Genomic DNA, 18,040 nt, shown 5'->3' on the forward strand with positions numbered 1-18,040 from the left:
CGGTCAGTCGGCCGTGTCTATTGTGCCACCCTTCGCGAAGCGGGCCTTCATGGTGCGCGATTGCTTCTCCATGAACGACCCGGGCACATAGTCGAGGCCGCCGGGTGAAAGGGGGTTGCAGCGCAGCAGCCGCCACGCTGTGGCGATGGCGCCGCGGATTGCCCCGTGGACTTCAAAGGCGTCGAGCGCGTACTTCGAGCACGACGGGTAGTACTTGCATCTGTCGCCGTACAGCGGCGAGATCAGTTGTCTGTACAGCCGCATTAACCATACGAATGGCATACGAGGTGCCAAACGGAGTCCGTGAAGGACTCGACTGCCGCCGTGTGGCACGGGAGGCAGTGACGATGGGGTGTTCTCAGAGTCTTTGGTCAGCATTGATGCGCTGCAGTGCCGTCAGGGTGCTGTCTTTGAGCTGTGCATAGTCACAGTGCGCGGCTTTGGGCAGGGCGCGGATGACGTAATCGCCGGTCAGCTGTCCCATGAGTTCGCTGCTGATGGCGCGCAGTCGCCTTTTGACCAGGTTGCGGGTGACGGCGTTGCCTACAGCTTTGGAGACGATAAAGCCCACGCGCGGGGCGTGGGCCGTATCGAAGTCGGCGTGGATGACCAGCGCCTGGCTGCCCGCTTTTCGTCCTGAGCGGAAGATCCGCTTGAAGTCTTCGGGGCGCCGGATGCGGTTCCGTGCCGGAAGCACGTCAGGCTGAAAGGTTTGAGCGGCCCTTGCGGCGACGAGCGGCGAGGACGGAACGGCCTGCACGCGTGCGCATGCGAGCACGGAAGCCGTGGGTCTTGGCGCGCTTGCGGTTATTGGGCTGGAAGGTACGCTTGCTCACTTGTTTCTCCGTCTAGGTCAGTCTGTGCCCGAAGATCAGGCATGTGGCGCAGATCTTCCTTAAGAAAGCTTCAGGGGCTGTCTTGCTTCCTGCGCCTTCAGGCCAAGGGGAAGTTCACACAACTCAAACGGGCCCACAAACACAGGACGCTCCAGTTTAGCCTCTTCTTCCGGTTCGGGTCAAAACAACCACGGCTCGGACCAGCTCTCTCGTTCCGCATGCTGTCGCGGATCACAGCATGCATACACAGCCGCCCGTGGAGAACTTTGAAGTTACATTTCTGTAGTTCACTCCCCTGTTCACACGATGTTCACGGCCGCGTCCACAAATGACACGCGTGTAGTTATCCACAAACTTGTCCACCAATGTGCATATCTTGGCCTCAGCTATCGATTTGCTCCACATTCTGTGGAAAACTATGGGGACTGACTCGAACCAGTTTTCACATGTGTGGATAACCTTTGGGAAGGCCGATGAGCGACAAGACACGACTGCAGACAATCTGGCAAGAGGTGCTCACCGCCCTTATGGCCGATACCGCCATCCACGCCCGCCACAAGGGCTTCCTGGCACTCGCCGTTCCCACGGCACTTGTCGGAGACGAGCTCATCGTCCTGTCTGTGCGCAATGATCTGACTCGCAAAACCCTCGAAGTCGACCTGCGGGATCGTCTGCAGGAGGAGTTCTCCCGAGCACTGGGCAAGACGGTCACGTTTGCCATTGCGCTGGACGAAAACCTCGAACTGCCAGGCGACAATGAAATCGTCGAAGACGACAGCAGCTACGATCCACACCCCACTCCCCCACCGCAGCCGCCGCTCGGGTCCCAGCCGCCGGCATCAGCACCCACGCCAGCCGCGGCTGCTCCGCCCGCCCCCGCGCCGTCCGCACCTTCCGTGCCGCACCACGCGGGACCGGCAGAACAGGCACCCACCGCTGCCCACACCTCGGCCGATGAGGACAGCGGCTTCACCGCGGCAGCCAGCGGAGCGGCGGACCTCAACTCCAAGTACACGTTCGAGTCCTTTGTCATCGGCGCATCGAACCGGTTCGCCCACGCGGCTGCCCTGGCTGTGGCCGAAGCACCGGCCAAGGCGTACAACCCGCTGTTCATCTACGGAGAGTCGGGTCTGGGCAAAACGCACCTGCTGCACGCCATCGGGCACTACTCGATGCAGCTGTTTCCCAATCTGCGGGTGCGCTATGTCAGCTCAGAAGAGTTCGTCAACGACTTCATCAACACAATCGGTTCGTCGACCACGTCGAACTCACTGCGTCCGGCCTTCCAGAAGCGCTACCGCGAAGTCGACATCCTCATGATCGACGACATCCAGTTCCTGCAGGGCAAGGACGCGACCGTCGAAGAGTTCTTCCACACGTTCAATGCGCTGCACAACGAACAGAAGCAGGTCATCATCACCTCCGACCAGCCGCCGAAGCTGCTCAGCGGCTTCGAGGAGCGACTGCGTTCGCGCTTCGAGTGGGGGCTGCTGACGGATGTGCAGCCGCCGGATCTGGAAACCCGCTTTGCGATTCTGCGCAACAAGGCCCACGGAGAGAACCTGGATGTTCCCGACGATGTTCTGGAGTACATCGCATCGCGCGTGTCCTCCAACATTCGCGAACTCGAAGGCGCGCTCATTCGCGTAACGGCGTTTTCAAACCTCAATGATCAGGTCATCGACGTCGATCTGGCAGAAACCGTGCTCAAGGACTTCATCACGCAGGATGACACCCCTGAGATCACGGCCGTGGACATCATGGGCCAGACCGCCCAGTACTTCAGCCTGACCCTCGATGATCTCAAGGGAACCAGCCGTTCGCGCACGCTGTCGACCGCGCGCCAGATCGCCATGTACCTGTGCCGTGAACTCACGGATCTGTCGCTGCCGAAGATCGGCCAGGCTTTCGGCGGGCGCGACCACACCACCGTGATGCACGCAAATAAGAAGATCAAGACGCAGATGGCCGAGCGCAGGGCGCTGTATACGCAGGTCACAGAGCTGACAAACCGCATCAAACAGCAGCACCGGCTGTAACGGCGGTGAGATTCCACACCTGTGGAAAACCTGGTGGATAACGTGCGTTATCTGTTATCGAACCTCTGGAGGGAGCAACGGTGTTCGGTGGATGGCTGTGTAATCACATCGCTGTAACCAGCAGGCGTCCACTGAACCCCACCGATTCATGAACAGAGTTGTCAACGGGGTCTGTGTGGCGCTTGGTCGCATAGACTTTCGATGACATCGATGTAATTCCACAGAATCCACAGGACCTAATACTGCTTCTGTACTTACTCAAAGACTCAAGAGGGAACCCGCCGATTGCTCTGCGCAACGCTTGCCCACATCAACTTCGCTGAGTTCTGGTCACAGCGGCCTGCCCTCGTTGATTCGGCGTAAGATCGGCGTGTAATGTTGCTTTCTGCTTATGCCGTGAGTAGTGGCGCAAGCGAAAAGGCTGGAATCCTCGGCGCTGCTGAGAAGAACCGACCAGGAGAGATGTGAACGCTGAAGCTGCTCAGTCCGTGAAGTTCAAAGTGGACCGCGACGTCCTGGCCGACGCCGTCACCTGGACCACCAAGTCGATTCCGCAGCGCCCCGCGGTTCCGGTTCTCACCGGCCTTCTCATCTCAGCTCACGCCGATGGTTCGGTTGATCTTGCTGTTTTCGACTACGAAGTCTCGGCTCGCGCCCGTATTGGCGCCGATGTCGAGGCGGAGGGAACCATTCTCGTTTCCGGTCGCCTTCTTGCTGACATCGCTCGCGCTCTTCCGCCTCAGCCTGTCGTGTTCGAACTCGAAGGGACCAAGGTCAACGTCACGTGCGGGTCCTCGCGCTTTGCGCTCATGACCATGCCGGTGGAGGAATACCCCGCGCTTCCTGCCGTTCCCGAAACCACCGGCGTCATGTCGGCTTCGGACTTCCAGGGTGCTGTCGGGCAGGTCAACATTGCGACCTCGAAGGATGAAACCCTGCCGATTCTCACGGCCATGCGAGTTGAAATAGAAGGTGACCGTGTCACCCTGCTGGCAACTGACCGCTACCGCCTGGCGGTGCGGGAATTCACGTGGAATCCGCGCAACCCGCAGGTTGAGGCTGTTGCTCTGGTCCGCGGCAAGACGATGGCTGAGGCCGCGAAGGCCATGAGCGGTGACATTGAGATTGCCCTGGCGGAATCCGGTGGCAAGGAGATGTTGGCGTTCTCTTCCGAGGGTCGTGTCACCACGTCGCTGCTGGTCGAAGGCGACTACCCGAAGGTTCGTTCGCTCTTTCCCAAGGACGTTGCAATCTCGGCTGTCATGGAGACAAGCGCTCTGCGCGAAGCCGTGCGCCGCGTGTCGCTTGTTGCCGAGCGCAACAGCCCCATCAAGTTTGAGTTTGCCGACGGTTCGCTTGTGCTGCGCGCTGGTGCCGGTGATGACGCTCAGGCGACTGAAGCTCTGCCTGCAACCATTGAGGGCGGGGAAATCACGACCGGCTTCAACCCCGGTTACATTGCCGAAGGCCTTGCGCAGATCGACACTCCCTTTGTGCGATTCGCGCTCACCGAACCGAAGAAGCCGGTTGTCATTTCGGGCATGACCGAGGCTGACGGCGAAGAGGATACGTCGTACCGCTACCTCCTCATGCCGATTCTGCGATTCTGACGGCGGCCCCATGTGGGTCAGTCGGCTGATTCTGGACCAATTCCGCTCCTATTCGCGGCTCAATCTTGAACTTGCCCCCGGTGTGACGGTCTTTCTTGCCCCCAACGGTTGGGGCAAGACGAACCTGGTTGAGGCTCTCGGCTACGTTTCGACTCTGCGCAGCCACCGTGTGACAAACGATTTTCCCCTTGTGCGCACCGGCAGCGAACGGGCCGTTGTGTCTGCTCTTGCTCATCGCGGCAAACGGCAGGTCAGGGTCGAGGTCACGATCAAGGCCAAGGGCGCCAACACCGCCCGCATCAACAAGCAGGCCGTGCGGGTGCGCGAGCTTCTGGGCCTGCTGCCGGCGGTTGTGTTCGCCCCGGAGGACCTCGGTTTGGTCAAGGGGGAACCCGCTGAGCGGCGGGCCTACCTCGATGAGCTCCTGGTTGCACTCACTCCCCGCTACTCCGCTGTCATCGCCGATTTCGACCGAGCTTTGAAGCAGCGCAACGCCCTGCTGAAATCTCTGCGCAAGGCCCGCTACGAAGAGCGTTCGGGCGCGGGGGACGATCCTCTGCGACCCAGCCTGGGCCTTGAAGCGACCCTGGAGATATGGGATCACGCCTTTGCCCGCGCCGCGGCTGCCCTTGTCACCGGTCGGCTGGGTCTTCTTGACCGCCTGGCGCAGCCGCTGGCCGATGATTTCGCCAGACTGGCCGAAGACGCTCGCCCGGAAAGGCGCACAGCGGCGGCGAAGTACGCATCACGCGTTGACTATTCGGTCATCGACCGTTCTCTGCCGGGTGCGCAGCAGGCCATGGAGGACCTCATCCTCGATGAGCTTGGCAAGCGCCGCCGCGTCGAAATCGAAAGGGGTGTCACCCTCGTAGGCCCGCAGCGCGATGATCTTGACCTGCAGATCGGGGCAGCCCCGGCCAAGGGCTATGCCAGCCACGGCGAAAGCTGGTCACTCGCACTTGCTTTGCGTTTGGCCAGCTGGCGAGTGCTGCAGGCCAATCCAGACGAACCTGACGATTCACCCGTCCTCGTACTCGACGACGTGTTCTCTGAGCTTGACGAAGGCCGCACTCGCAGACTCGCCGACATCATTCAAGAAGCCCAGCAGGTCCTCATAACAACCGCGGTGGCCGGCCATATACCCAACAACCTCACAGGTGAGATCATCGATCTGACAGCAGGCACCTCGGAAGGTGAACAGGCGGGAGGACAGAGCGGATGAACCAGAAGCTGCCGGTCTCAAACGCCGCTCTCGAAGCGCTGGACCGGGTCAGGCGCATGGGTTCCGTCCAGGCGCGCTACAGCGGGTCCCTGCGCAGAGTGCCGCGGGGTATCCGCGAACCGCAGTACTCCGGGGCAGGCGAGGACCCCAGGGATCCCAAGAAGCTGTCGGCAGACCTGTCGGCATTGACGAAGGCCCGCGGGTGGACGACCTCGATGGACGTCGGATCGCTGCTGGGACGGTGGCCGGAGCTTGTCGGCGAGAACGTAGCCCAGCACTGTGTTCCCGAACTGTGCGAACCGCCGAAGCTCACGGTGCGCGCCTCCTCGACAACATGGGCGACACAGCTGCGGCTGATGCGCGACATGCTGTTGGACCGTCTGGAGCGGGAACTGGGGCGACGAGTGATTGACGACATCGAGATCATCGGCCCCAAGCAGAAGTCATGGAAGAAGGGCCGGTTGTCCGTGCCCGGCCGCGGTCCGCGCGACACCTACGGATGATCCGCGCTTTCAGGTGCCCTGCGAGCGGCGGCGTGGTGCCAAAACAGAACTTCGCAGCTGCGTGAATCTGTGGCGGCCCGCACAGGCCTCTGAGAGGTCTTCAGACGGCCCGCCCCTCATCGGCGGATCTGAAAATGCGCGGAAACGGCCATTGCGTGCCTGTCACCCGCTGTTTCAAGCCCGAACGCTGTAGACTTGGACGGAAATCTGCACAGATCCGAGGAGTTTCATGGCCGACGAGCACAAACCGCATTACGATGCCGGTGATATCACCGTTCTTGAAGGGCTCGAAGCGGTCCGCAAGCGGCCGGGCATGTACATCGGGTCGACATCCGAACGCGGTCTTCACCACTTGGTCTATGAAATCGTCGACAATTCGGTCGACGAAGCCCTGGCAGGCTACAACGACAGCATCGAAGTGACCATCCTCGCCGACGGCGGTGTGCGGGTGGTCGACCACGGACGCGGAATCCCCGTGGCCATGCACCCTTCGGAAGGCCGACCGACCCTGGAAGTCGTCCTGACCGTTCTGCACGCGGGAGGCAAATTCGGCGGCGGCGGCTACGCGGTCTCCGGTGGCCTGCACGGAGTCGGTTCGTCCGTCGTCAACGCGCTCTCGCTGCGCATGGACGCGGTTGTGCGCCGTGACGGCAAAGTGTGGCGACAGTCCTACGAACGCGGTGTCCCCACCTCGGACGTGGTGGAAGGCGAAGCCACCGACCAGACCGGAACCGACATCACCTTCTGGCCCGACCCGGAGATCTTCGACACCACTGAATTCAGCTTTGAGACCCTGCGGGCGCGCTTCCAGCAGATGGCGTTCCTCAACAAGGGCCTCAAGATCACGCTGACAGACGAACGCCAGCCCGAAATCGACGATGACGACGTCCAGCTGGAAGACGAAGAGGCAGAAGAGTTCAAGCCGCGTGAAGTCGTATTCAAATACGACAAGGGTCTGCTGGACTACGTGGCCTACCTCAATTCGGCCAAGAAGAGCGAAACCGTCCACGACGACGTCATCGCCTTTGAACACGAAGACAAAGAACAGGCGATCGCCCTGGAAGTGGCCATGCAGTGGACCACCGGCTTCCAGGAGGGCGTGCACACCTACGCCAACACCATCAACACCCACGAAGGCGGTACGCACGAAGAGGGCTTCCGCACCGCACTGACTTCCGTGCTCAACAGCTATGCGCGCGAACAGAGGCTGCTGCGCGAAAAGGACGCCAACCTCACCGGTGAGGACATTCGCGAGGGTCTGACCGCAGTCGTGTCGATCAAACTGGGCGAACCGCAGTTTGAAGGTCAGACGAAGACCAAGCTGGGCAATTCAGAGGCCCGCAACTTCGTCAGCCGGGTAGTGCGCGACGAACTGACCCACTGGCTGGAATCCAATCCCGCAAACGCGCGCGAAGTTGTGCGCAAGGCCGTGCAGGCTTCCCAGGCGCGCCTGGCTGCGCGCAAAGCCCGTGAAGCAACGCGCCGCAAGGGCCTGTTGGAAACCTCCGGCATGCCCGGGAAGCTGCGGGACAACCAGTCGAAAGATCCGACGATTTCGGAAGTGTTCATCGTCGAGGGTGACTCGGCAGGCGGTTCGGCGGTGCAGGGTCGCAACCCGATGACGCAGGCCATCCTCCCCCTGCGAGGCAAGATCCTCAATGTGGAGAAGGCCCGCCTGGACCGCGCTTTGGGCAATAACGAAGTGCAGTCGATGATCACGGCGTTCGGCACTGGAATCGGCGACGAATTCGACATCGAGAAGCTGCGCTACCACAAGATCATCCTCATGGCAGACGCAGATGTTGACGGCCAGCACATCACTACGCTGCTGCTGACACTCATCTTCCGCTATATGAAGCCGCTGATTGAAAACGGCTGCGTCTACCTGGCGACCCCGCCGCTGTATCGCATCAAGTGGTCCAACGCGGATGATGACTTCGCCTATTCGGATGTCGAGCGCGACAAGCTGCTGACAGAAGGCCGTGCAGCCGGCAAGCGCCTGCCCAAGGACCTCGCCATTCAGCGCTACAAGGGTCTGGGCGAAATGAACTACCAGGAACTGTGGGAAACCACGATGAACCCCGAAAACCGTCTGCTCAAGCAGGTTGAACTCGAAGACGCGCTCGTGGCCGACGAAATCTTCACCGTGCTGATGGGTGACGATGTCGAATCGCGCAAGCGCTTCATTCAGGAAAACGCCAAGGACGTCCGCTTCTTGGACATCTGATGCCGGGATGCGCCCCCGGGCATGAGTGCTCGGGCGGCGCAGTTTCGACACAGATCCGCTTAGGCTTCTATCAACGGAGGATCCGGTCAGGTGGCCGAAGAAGACAACAATAACGTAAACGCTGAAGAACAGCACCCGGTCGACGGCGCAGGCACCCAGGTGGCTGCCCGTGTTGAGCAGGTCAACCTCAATGCCGAAATGCAGCGGTCCTACCTGGACTACGCCATGTCGGTCATTGTGGGCCGTGCTCTGCCGGATGTCCGCGATGGCCTCAAGCCGGTCCACCGGCGTGTGCTGTACGCCATGTACGACGGCGGCTACCGGCCGGATCGCAGCTTCTCGAAGTGTTCGCGCGTGGTCGGCGATGTCATGGGCCACTTCCACCCGCACGGTGACTCGGCTATCTACGACGCGCTTGTGCGCCTGGTCCAGCCGTGGAACATGCGCTACCCGCTGATCTCGGGTCAGGGAAACTTCGGTTCGGCCGGTGATGACGGCGCGGCTGCTCCGCGTTACACAGAGTGCAAGATGGCTCCCCTGTCCCTGGAGATGGTCCGGGACATTGAAGAGGAGACCGTCGACTTCCAGGACAACTACGACGGACGCAATCAGGAGCCGGTCTACCTGCCGTCGCGCTTTCCGAACCTGCTGGTCAACGGTTCGGCAGGTATTGCCGTCGGCATGGCCACCAATATTGCGCCGCACAACCTGCGCGAAGTCGCAGCCGGTGCACAGTGGCTGCTGAGCCACCCCGAGGCCTCTAACGAAGAGGCGCTCGAGGCGCTGCTCGGCATCATCAAGGGTCCCGATTTCCCGGGTGGGGCCACAATTCTGGGCCGCCAGGGCATTGAGGACGCCTACCGCACCGGCCGCGGGTCGATTACGCAGCGCGCGGTTGTTGAAGTCGAGGAAATCCACGGACGCACGTGCCTGGTCGTCACTGAACTCCCCTACCAGGTCAACCCGGACTCGCTTGCAGCGAAGATCGCCAGCTACGTCAAGGACGGCAAGGTTGCGGGCATTGCCGATATGCGCGACGAATCGTCCGGCCGCACCGGTCAGCGTTTGGTGATTGTGCTCAAGCGCGATGCCGTGGCGAAGGTCGTGCTGAACAACCTGTACAAGCACACGCAGCTGCAGGAGAACTTCTCGGCGAACATGCTGGCACTTGTCGACAATGTGCCGCGCACTCTGTCGATTGACGCGTTCTTGCGCCTGTGGGTCAAGCACCAGATTGACGTGATCGTTCGCCGCACCCGCTTCCGCCTGCGCAAGGCCGAGGAGCGCGCACACATTCTGCGCGGCTACCTCAAGGCGCTTTCAGCACTGGACGAAGTGATTGCCCTCATTCGCCGTTCACCGTCGTCTGACGAAGCACGCACCGGACTGATGGAACTGCTCGACGTTGACGAAATCCAGGCAAACGCAATTCTTGACCTGCAGCTTCGCCGTCTTGCAGCGCTTGAGCGCCTCAAGATCGAAGAAGAAGCGCAGAAGATCGAAGAGCTGATCAAGGAATACAACCACATCCTTGAAACTCCGGCCCGGCAGCGCGAAATCGTGTCGGAAGAACTCGATGCGATTGTCGAACGCTATGGCGATGACCGTCGCACCCAGATTCTGGCCGGCTTTGACGGGGACATGTCGATGGAAGACCTCATCCCCGAAGAGCAGGTGGTCGTCACCATCACCCGCGGCGGTTATGCCAAGCGCACGCAGACCAACCTGTACCGTGCACAGCGCAGGGGCGGGAAGGGTGTTGCCGGTGCTCGCCTGCGCGGTGAGGACGTGGTCGAACACTTCTTTGTCACCTCGACCCACAACTGGCTGCTGTTCTTCACCAACAAGGGCAGGGTTTACCGCGCTAAGGCCTACGAACTTCCCGAAGCTCACCGGGATGCGCGCGGACAGCACGTTGCGAATCTCCTGGCTCTGCAGCCGGATGAAGAGATTGCACAGGTTCTGTCCATTGCCGACTACGATGCGGCGGACTACCTGGTGTTGGCAACCAAGTCGGGTTTGGTGAAGAAGACGCGGCTTGGCGAATACGATTCGAACCGCACCGGCGGTGTCATTGCCATCAACCTGCGCGAAACCCCGGACGGAGCAGTGGACGAACTCGTTTCGGCTCGCCTGGTCAACAGCGAAGATCACCTGCTGCTCATTTCGAAGAAGGGCATGTCCATTCGCTTCTCCGCGGATGACGAAACGATCCGCCCCACCGGACGCGCCACCTCGGGTGTTACCGGTATGAAGTTCCGGGATGACGATGCTCTGCTCGCCATGGACGTTGTCACCCCGGGAACCGATGTGTTCGTTGTGACCTCCGGCGGCTTTGCCAAGCGCACTCCCGTTGAGGAGTACCGCCTGCAGGGACGAGGCGGAATCGGCATCCGTGCGATCCGCTTCTCCGATCAGCGGGGGGAGTTGGTCGGCGGCCTCATTGTCGAAGATGATGATGAAGTCTTCGTCATTATGGAACGCGGCAAGATCGTCCGCTCCTCAGTCGCTGAGGTTCCGCAGACCGGACGCAATACAATGGGCGTTGTTTTCGCAAAGCCGGGCAAGCGCGACCGTATTATGGCAGTGACCCGCGGTTCCGGCCACGAAGACGAAGAACTTGACGAAGACGCAGTCGACGAAACTGTTTCGGGCACCTTGGAAGAGGACGCTCTCGCAGTGGAAGGCGACGTGCAGGACTCCGCCGCCAACGGGAGTGATGAGCAGTGAGCAACAGCGAAACGCCAAGCAAGGTCATTCGGACGTCGTCCGGATCAACACGCCTGACAGCATCCAGCGATGCCGATGAGGCCAAATCTGCGGCTGAAACCCCAGAATCAGGATCTCAGCGCAGCAGCTCGGAGTCGTCGACTGCCAAAGGGTCCGCCGGCAGTGCTGAAGGCTCGGCCGAAAAGCCGCAGTCTGCATCAAATCACGGTGCTTCGGGACCGGTGCATTCGACATCGAAGGGCGTGCGGATCGGCGGCAAAAAAGACGGAGCCGAATCTCGTGGCGCTGGCAGCAGTGGTGGCAGCGGCAGTAAGAGTGCCAGCGCCAGCAGCGGGGCCAGCACAAGCGGCGGTGCCACCACAAGCGGCAGTGGGGCAGGCACCTCGGCAGCTTCGGGACCCTCATCCAGCGGAACCGGGAGTTCTCGGCAGGGAGATTCGCAGACTGCGGTCATGAAGACCAGCGGCACGCGGACCACGGCGCAGGGTTCGCAGAACGCCACGCAGACCCAGTCGGTCAGTGCCTCCGGCGGAGCGGGTTCCCATGCAACCGGAGCGGCGTCTGGTTCAGGTGCAGCTTCGCACAGCTCCGCGTCTGGGCCCTCCTCCGTGCAGGCATCCTCGTCGCAGGGGCTGCGGATGTCCGGCAGTGCACAGCGCAAGGGTCCGCGCACCGTGAGACTGGCGGTGGCGAAAGTCGACCCGTGGTCGGTGATGAAGATGACTTTTATGCTGGCACTCGCACTGGGCATTGCCACAATCGTTGTGCTTTTCGTGCTGTGGCTGGTGCTTCACGTGACGGGCACGTTCGGAAATCTGCAGTCTGCGCTTTCTGAATTCGCCGGCGATGAAGGTGCTGACCAGCTGCTGGAGGTGTTCGGGTTGGGCAGAATTCTCAGCTTCGGCGTGATCATCGCCGTGGTCAATGTGATTCTCATGACCGCGCTGTCGACCCTGACGTCGATCATCTACAACATCGGTTCGAGTCTGGTGGGCGGTTTCCATCTGACGCTCACGGACGACTGATTTCCTCTTCACAGCGCAGGCCCCGAGTACGCTCGGGGCCTGCGTTTTTGTGGCCAGGTTGGGGCGATCGGGATCGATTTTGCATTGTGGCGAAGCTAGGGCTATAGTTGTTTTTCGGTTCACCCCGAAGGGGCCTATAGCTCAGGCGGTTAGAGCGCTTCGCTGATAACGAAGAGGTCCGTGGTTCAAGTCCACGTAGGCCCACGAACCAACTCAGATCGGAGGATTTCGTGAAGAGATGGTACGGTGCCGCGGCAACAACCGCAGCCGGACTGTTGACAGTCTTAGTTCTTCGCAAGAAGAGGCAGGAAGGTCACAGCACTTGGTCTCAATACACCGACAGGGTAGAATGAGACTCACCTCTTGGGGGTATGGCGCAATTGGTAGCGCATCTGCTTTGCAAGCAGAGGGTTAGGGGTTCGAGTCCCCTTACCTCCACAAATGAAATCCCGAAGCTTCGGCTTCGGGATTTTTTGTGTTTGGTGTTCTGTTGGGTTTCCACTCCCCGGCTGAAGCTCCTCTACTTGCTGCTGGTGGATCTCCACGGCTGGGCCAGAATGTGCGCTTTGGCCCGAAGATATTGTTTCAAACTCGGACCTGAAGATACGGGTTTCGAATTGGTTTATGCGCGGGACGCACCCGCTGTCTATCCTGGTGCAGGAAGAGAACGCAACCTTCTGGATTTGCCTTGGAGGTGGCATGGCAGACCTCGGTCGGCACGGTCCTGTTCTCGCTTTCTTCGAGTTGCTGCGATGTTGGTGGGGTTGTCGAACCGTGTGGTTCTGGAAGATGATTTGTGGCTATTGAGGGCTTTGCAGTTGAAAGGGCGATGGATGGCTGAGCAGCTGAGGCTTAAGGATGTGCAGTTCCCTTTGCAGGTGCGGGTGCGTACTGACGCGTGGGCGCCGGCGTTCGTGTTGGGGGTAGTGCTGTGGGTGGTGGCCGTGCCGATCATCCTGGGGGTGCCTTCGGCATTGTACGAATGGGGCGGTGCCAAGCTGCAAGCGCTGCGAATATTCGTGGTGGTTTCTTTTCCGGCAATGTGCCTGTTCCAGGTTTACACGTGGATGGCGTGGCGTCGTCCGCGGCATTTGACAGTGACTGAGGATGAGATTCGGACTCATTCGTGGCGAGTGCGCTGGAAGGATGTGCATTCGTTTTGGCTGAATATTCCGCCGTTGAGCAAGAATCCTGACAAGGACAGTCAGGTTTGCTTCGTGATTGAGGATCATGCCTGGACGAATGAGCTGCGCCGGGGGAATCGGTGGGACTCCGGTTATCCGTTCGGTTCCGGGGGGCTGTTGCCACGGCACAATGTAATTAGGACGCAGGCTGCCACGGATCCGCCTATCAATTCGCTGTTTGAGCTGTTCGAGGAGCTGTGGATGCAGGCCCACGGCGAGAACCCGGAAGACGGTGAGAAACCGGAGGACCCTGCCGCGCATTGGTGACATCACAGCTGTGCAGGACGACGGAGTGCGTCGTGGGCAGAGGACGAGGCGCCATGGTGGTTGCGCTGATCTGCTACCCAACTGCCCAATGCTGGCGGCTGGCTTGTGTGTGACGGCATAGACTCGAACTGAATGCCGATTCCCAGGAGGCACCGTGACGCTCACCATTCCCACCATCAACTTTTCCGACGGCACCCCCGTCCCGCTCGTCGGGCTTGGCACCTACGGTCTGCAGGGCAACCCTGGAGCCGAGGCCGTTGCTGCCGCCCTCCAGCAGGGCTACCGTCTGCTCGACACCGCCGCTCAGTACAACAACGAAACTGCTGTCGGCGAGGGCATTCGTCGAAGCGGTGTGGCGCGCGACGAGGTGCTGATCACGACGAAGGTGGCCGGCGGCAGACACGGTCGAGCAGCGACGCGCACCGCTGTCGACGAATCGCGTCGCCGCCTCAATGTCGACACAATCGATATCGTGCTCATTCACTGGCCGAACCTGTCGCGCGGGCTCACCGTTGAGACGTGGGCGACCCTCGTGCAGCTGAAGGAGGAAGGAGTCATCACCCGCATCGGTGTGTCAAACTTCCGTCCCGAGCAGCTCACCGAGCTGCACGATGCCACCGGGGTGTGGCCGGTGATGAATCAGATTCAACTTTCTCCTGCGCTGGCCCGCACTGAGGCTGTCCGCTTTCACGCTGAACACGGCATCATCACTGAGGCCTGGGGCCCGCTCGGTACGCGTGAAGGCCTTCTCGACCAGCTTGTCGTTCACAAGATCGCTGCCAAGCATGGCGTCGACCCCCGCCAGGTGGTGCTGAAGTGGATTGTTGATCGAGGCATCGTCGTGATTCCCAAGTCGAAAGATCCGCAGCGCCAGGCCTCCAATGCCACCTTCAATTTCGAGCTGGACGACGATGACTGCGCGCTGCTTGCCACACTCGATCTCGGAGAGGAACACGCCTGGGACAGTCGCGAGCACGAAGAATGGTGAGTTTCCCGACGAGTTTCACGCGCGGGCGGCTCGGTTACAGCACGTCCTGAACCCCGGTCTGACCGGACCTTCAGAGATAGCATCGCCCCGGTGGAACCGATCCATCGGGGCAATGTGTGTCAGAAGCTGAATGTGCTCTGTCCGTACTCTCGCTCAATCGTCTTGGGAACTCTTCTCTGATCGTCGGTCGGCTTAGGAAGCTCATCCGGCGTGAACAGGTCCGACTTGACGATGGCCTCAAGTAGCTCAATCTGCTGTTCGCCTAGTTCAACTGTTCTGGTGAGGATACGAAGCAGATCGAGAAGTTCGTCGTTCCACTCGTCTTCCCACTCGGTAGGTCGGATTCGATCAAGTGGCGTTGCAGCTTTTCCTGCAGCACGACCGATTCCTTTGCTGGTACGTGAACCCAGCCACTTGTCCAGAACGTTCATTCCCGAAACGTTGAAGTCCCATACCTCCGGACGAACTCCCTTGATGAGCCCGGTTCCGATGCGGAGGTGCTGGGAAGTGCGGTCGTAGCTGATCGACTTCGTTGACTCGGGAAGAGTCGTTACCGACTTCTCCCACGACAGCCCAGAGATCCTCGGCACCACGCCTTCAGGACGATTCTTGCTGACGAAACGTTCGCCGTATGTCTGCAACCACAACAGTTCTTCGCCAAGCACCACAGCACGGTCGAAGAGTTCTCGGCTCTTGGTCATCGGAACGCGAACTGGAGAAGATCCAAGCGGCTCCTCGAACATCCGGCTATACCCATCGTGTGCGACCAAAGCGAAACAGTAAGCCAGCAAGTCTTCGGGCGAAACTTCTCGGCCCAAACCGGCCTTTAAGTACTCAAGGAGACCATTTGAGATATTGGGTTGAAGACACTCAGCGTCTCGATAGAGAGGTATGACATCCTTCCCCCCACAGGAGCCGATGAACGAGTGGAGGTCGGGAACTGCAGTCGAAACTGTAGCTGCCGGACCGTCGCTGATTCGTTCAGACCAGGGTGAAATCATGAACAACTGTTTGGGAGACAGGGATTGCCATAGCGCCGGGCTGTCTGTTTTTGCGAGACGAGGGTCATCAAAAGTCCATTGTCTGTCGAATGACCGCCATCCAAGACGAACTAACGGTTGGGATTCGGCATCAACTGGAAGATCAGCAATCTTTGGTAGCGAAGACACCTTTGTGAAAATGTTTCTACCAGTCTTTGAGGTGACAAACTTCTCGGCGCGTTTCGACGCTGACTCGTCAGCGAGAAGTTCTCGCCAACGTTGAGATAACACGCCTCTTGAAGGTGCAACGGGCCAAAGGCGGTTGTACTTGATTCCCGGTTGACCCCAAGGAAATAGATCTAGTAGCTGAACGTAATTAAACCAACCGTGAGCGGCAGGTTTCGGGATAAACTCTTCGCCGTTGGGCGCAGACACCAGCGTCCATCCTTCGTCGTCCGAGTGGAGACGATCGATTTTGTCCAGCTCCGCGAACTTCTCTTCACGTGTTCCATGAACGCGGCGATAGTAGACGTTCGCTGCGTTACTGGCCTTACCTGACTTCACAAGAGTGACGATCGCTACCGGAGACTGGATATCAAAGATATTTTCTTCTTTCCGAGCACCGCGTCCCTCGCCGCCGAGATCGATGACCCAGATGTCATTCGCAGTGTCGACTGCGAGTTTTCGTAGCCCAACGAATGCCGGTCCATTCAACCACGACGACGCCGTGATGAACGAGATGACAGCTTGGTCTTCAGGGGCTTGTTGGAACGCTTTCCAGATAGCCCATCGCCAGAAGTACACGTACAGGTTGTACAACGATGCCTGCGCCGAGAAGATAACACCATTCTCTTTTGCCGGATTGATCACATCGTCGAACAGCGGACCGTTGTTGGAGTCGCCTGATTCAACCCATCCCCCCATACCGGCAGTACCACGATCGTAGGGTGGATTACCGATCGCCACAGTGATCCTCTGCTCCGCCTTGATCTTCCGAGCTTTCTCGGCAGCTTCAGCCAGAATTCGCGCGTCACCGAACAGGCCCCTGCGTGTGGGCATGTTTGGATCCTCCAACGTGTCAGTGAGGTAGACGCCGATGTCACTGTCTTGGAAGATCTGATTTACGTTGTGGACCAAGCGTTCACCGATACGCAAATGTGCGACCGCGAACGGACCTGGAAGGATTTCGAACGCCAGGAGGTTCTTCGTCAGATTGCGAGCCACTTGCTCAACGCCCGCCTTACCACGCTCATCATGGGCAACATCGCACGCTCGATCGATCACCGCCAGGGGGTAAGTGCCGCTACCGGCAGCAGGGTCGAGAGTGATAACTGATTTTGAACCAAACCCGAGTCTCTGTCTGAATCTACGGCGAAGGATGTCGTCAACGATCCTGACCTGGCAGTTCACCACACTTGTCGGGGTGTAGTAGACACCAGACCGATTGCGCGCCTCGGGGTCGTACTTCCCCAAGAAGTCTTCGTAGAACCACAGCCATGCCTCACCGCGCGAGTCTTGGGCCGACCTGATTGCCTTGGTGTCCATGCTCGAAATGAGGCGAACAATCGCTTCTAACTCCGGGTTGATGTATTCGATGAGTTCAGGGATTCCAAGCACGGGTCCGAGTGCAGCGGCCAAGACATTGCGGTTCCCGATGCTGAGAGTGTCTTTCGCCTCTAGCAGTGTCAAAACCCCGTCATGGTCTCGGTCCGCTTGACCGGTGAGTCCGGCAATTGCCATCGAGTAGGCGATCACCTGGGCGACATCGCTGGAGAACTGTTCGGACGAGGTGGTCATGTGGACTGTTTGGTCCCACGCCTCTTTTGCTTCAATCACCTCTCGACGTTTGTTCTCCAAGCCTTCGTCAAGGCGGAGGCGCATGAACTTGGCCAAAGGAGCCAAGCGTGATGCAAGCTGGCTGACCCTTTTGATCGGGGTCGGTTTCGTCGCCACGAACAACTCCAACATTCGTTGGAGCTCCCTCGGGTCCCATTTTTCGGGGTTGTCGATGGGGAGCTTTGCTGCCGAGACAAGCGAGCCGGTGCGGTAGAAGTATGCTTCTTGACCGTTCGACACGATCAATGCATCAAGCTCAGCGAGAAGCGACCACTGATCCTTCTCACGACCGCGCCACTTCTCTCCTACTAATGTGTGACCCGGAGCCTTCAGCTCAATCCATCCGCGCGGCTTCCCTTTCAAGGTCACAGCGAAATCCGGCCTAACGCCGTCCAAGTGTGCTTCACGGATCAGATCCATTTCACCGATCCCAAACCTTTCGGACAGGGCCTTGAACAGGTTGGATACCGGAACCGTCAGTTGAGCCTCTGGGTCAGCAGCAATGCTGTGTCTCATAGCACTTTGAACCTGGGTCGAGTAATCCGAAGCCAGTTTAAGAATCTGTTCGCCATCGACGGCCATACCAACACCTC

Annotated in this window: 13 protein-coding genes and 2 tRNA genes; 11 read left to right on the forward strand and 4 right to left on the reverse strand. The window is 59.7% G+C overall.

Annotated features, from left to right (window positions below):
- Window positions 1–3: 3 nt before the first annotated feature.
- The 3 genes from yidD to rpmH form a co-directional block, all read right to left on the reverse strand.
- Entirely contained in the window at window positions 4–264 is a 261-nt protein-coding gene (gene yidD, locus GC119_RS05475; RefSeq protein WP_264291071.1) for a membrane protein insertion efficiency factor YidD, read from the reverse strand.
- 94 nt (window positions 265–358) lie between these two features.
- Window positions 359–697 carry a ribonuclease P protein component gene (gene rnpA, locus GC119_RS05480; protein ID WP_070576398.1) on the reverse strand — a complete coding sequence of 113 codons (339 nt, stop codon included), beginning with the start codon at window positions 695–697 and terminating at the stop codon, window positions 359–361.
- 1 nt (window position 698) lies between these two features.
- On the reverse strand, window positions 699–836 hold the full coding sequence (gene rpmH / locus GC119_RS05485) for a 50S ribosomal protein L34 (protein WP_083304228.1): 138 nt from the start codon (window positions 834–836) through the stop codon (window positions 699–701).
- A 473-nt stretch (window positions 837–1,309) separates the two neighbouring features.
- Here rpmH and dnaA point away from each other — a divergent pair, with 473 nt between their 5' ends.
- From dnaA to GC119_RS05540, 11 genes are all read left to right on the forward strand, one after another.
- Window positions 1,310–2,875: a chromosomal replication initiator protein DnaA gene (gene dnaA, locus GC119_RS05490; RefSeq protein ID WP_151952656.1), complete on the forward strand. Its 1,566-nt coding sequence runs from the start codon at window positions 1,310–1,312 to the stop codon at window positions 2,873–2,875.
- A 464-nt stretch (window positions 2,876–3,339) separates the two neighbouring features.
- On the forward strand, window positions 3,340–4,485 hold the full coding sequence (dnaN, locus tag GC119_RS05495) for a DNA polymerase III subunit beta (protein ID WP_176745919.1): 1,146 nt from the start codon (window positions 3,340–3,342) through the stop codon (window positions 4,483–4,485).
- 10 nt (window positions 4,486–4,495) lie between these two features.
- Window positions 4,496–5,707 (forward strand): DNA replication/repair protein RecF, encoded by a 1,212-nt coding sequence (gene recF / locus GC119_RS05500; protein ID WP_151952657.1) that lies wholly within the window; start codon window positions 4,496–4,498, stop codon window positions 5,705–5,707.
- Window positions 5,704–6,210: a DUF721 domain-containing protein gene (locus GC119_RS05505; RefSeq protein ID WP_151952658.1), complete on the forward strand. Its 507-nt coding sequence runs from the start codon at window positions 5,704–5,706 to the stop codon at window positions 6,208–6,210. Before recF ends, GC119_RS05505 begins: the two co-directional genes overlap by 4 nt.
- 229 nt (window positions 6,211–6,439) lie before the next feature.
- Window positions 6,440–8,437, forward strand: a complete 1,998-nt coding sequence (gene gyrB, locus GC119_RS05510; protein ID WP_070576031.1) for a DNA topoisomerase (ATP-hydrolyzing) subunit B — start codon at window positions 6,440–6,442, stop codon at window positions 8,435–8,437.
- A gap of 159 nt (window positions 8,438–8,596) precedes the next feature.
- Window positions 8,597–11,167: a DNA gyrase subunit A gene (gene gyrA, locus GC119_RS05515; protein ID WP_226829306.1), complete on the forward strand. Its 2,571-nt coding sequence runs from the start codon at window positions 8,597–8,599 to the stop codon at window positions 11,165–11,167.
- Window positions 11,164–12,192 (forward strand): DUF3566 domain-containing protein, encoded by a 1,029-nt coding sequence (locus GC119_RS05520; protein WP_151952660.1) that lies wholly within the window; start codon window positions 11,164–11,166, stop codon window positions 12,190–12,192. The genes gyrA and GC119_RS05520 overlap by 4 nt, the downstream gene beginning before the upstream one ends.
- A gap of 130 nt (window positions 12,193–12,322) precedes the next feature.
- Window positions 12,323–12,396 (forward strand) — tRNA-Ile (locus GC119_RS05525).
- Window positions 12,397–12,557: 161 nt separating this feature from the next.
- Window positions 12,558–12,630: transfer RNA gene (locus GC119_RS05530), tRNA-Ala, on the forward strand.
- Window positions 12,631–13,025: 395 nt separating this feature from the next.
- Window positions 13,026–13,643 carry a hypothetical protein gene (locus tag GC119_RS05535; RefSeq protein WP_193215625.1) on the forward strand — a complete coding sequence of 206 codons (618 nt, stop codon included), beginning with the start codon at window positions 13,026–13,028 and terminating at the stop codon, window positions 13,641–13,643.
- A 154-nt stretch (window positions 13,644–13,797) separates the two neighbouring features.
- Window positions 13,798–14,631, forward strand: a complete 834-nt coding sequence (locus GC119_RS05540) for an aldo/keto reductase (protein ID WP_151952662.1) — start codon at window positions 13,798–13,800, stop codon at window positions 14,629–14,631.
- Between the two features lie 119 nt (window positions 14,632–14,750).
- Here GC119_RS05540 and GC119_RS10940 read toward each other — a convergent pair whose 3' ends face one another.
- Window positions 14,751–18,029, reverse strand: coding sequence for a type ISP restriction/modification enzyme (locus tag GC119_RS10940; protein WP_193215626.1), 3,279 nt, complete (start codon window positions 18,027–18,029; stop codon window positions 14,751–14,753).
- Window positions 18,030–18,040 lie beyond the last annotated feature (11 nt).

This window comes from Brevibacterium sp. Marseille-P9724 (assembly GCF_902500275.1).
In the GTDB taxonomy this organism is placed as follows: domain Bacteria; phylum Actinomycetota; class Actinomycetes; order Actinomycetales; family Brevibacteriaceae; genus Brevibacterium.

What these genes read in the sequence shown, in the direction of transcription:
- yidD (WP_264291071.1), bottom strand. Translation starts at nt 264, where the DNA reads ATGCGGCTGTACAGACAACTGATCTCGCCGCTGTACGGCGACAGATGC.
- dnaA (WP_151952656.1), top strand. Translation starts at nt 1,310, where the DNA reads ATGAGCGACAAGACACGACTGCAGACAATCTGGCAAGAGGTGCTCACC.
- recF (WP_151952657.1), top strand. Translation starts at nt 4,496, where the DNA reads ATGTGGGTCAGTCGGCTGATTCTGGACCAATTCCGCTCCTATTCGCGG.
- GC119_RS05505 (WP_151952658.1), top strand. Translation starts at nt 5,704, where the DNA reads ATGAACCAGAAGCTGCCGGTCTCAAACGCCGCTCTCGAAGCGCTGGAC.
- gyrB (WP_070576031.1), top strand. Translation starts at nt 6,440, where the DNA reads ATGGCCGACGAGCACAAACCGCATTACGATGCCGGTGATATCACCGTT.
- GC119_RS05535 (WP_193215625.1), top strand. Translation starts at nt 13,026, where the DNA reads ATGGCTGAGCAGCTGAGGCTTAAGGATGTGCAGTTCCCTTTGCAGGTG.
- GC119_RS10940 (WP_193215626.1), bottom strand. Translation starts at nt 18,029, where the DNA reads ATGGCCGTCGATGGCGAACAGATTCTTAAACTGGCTTCGGATTACTCG.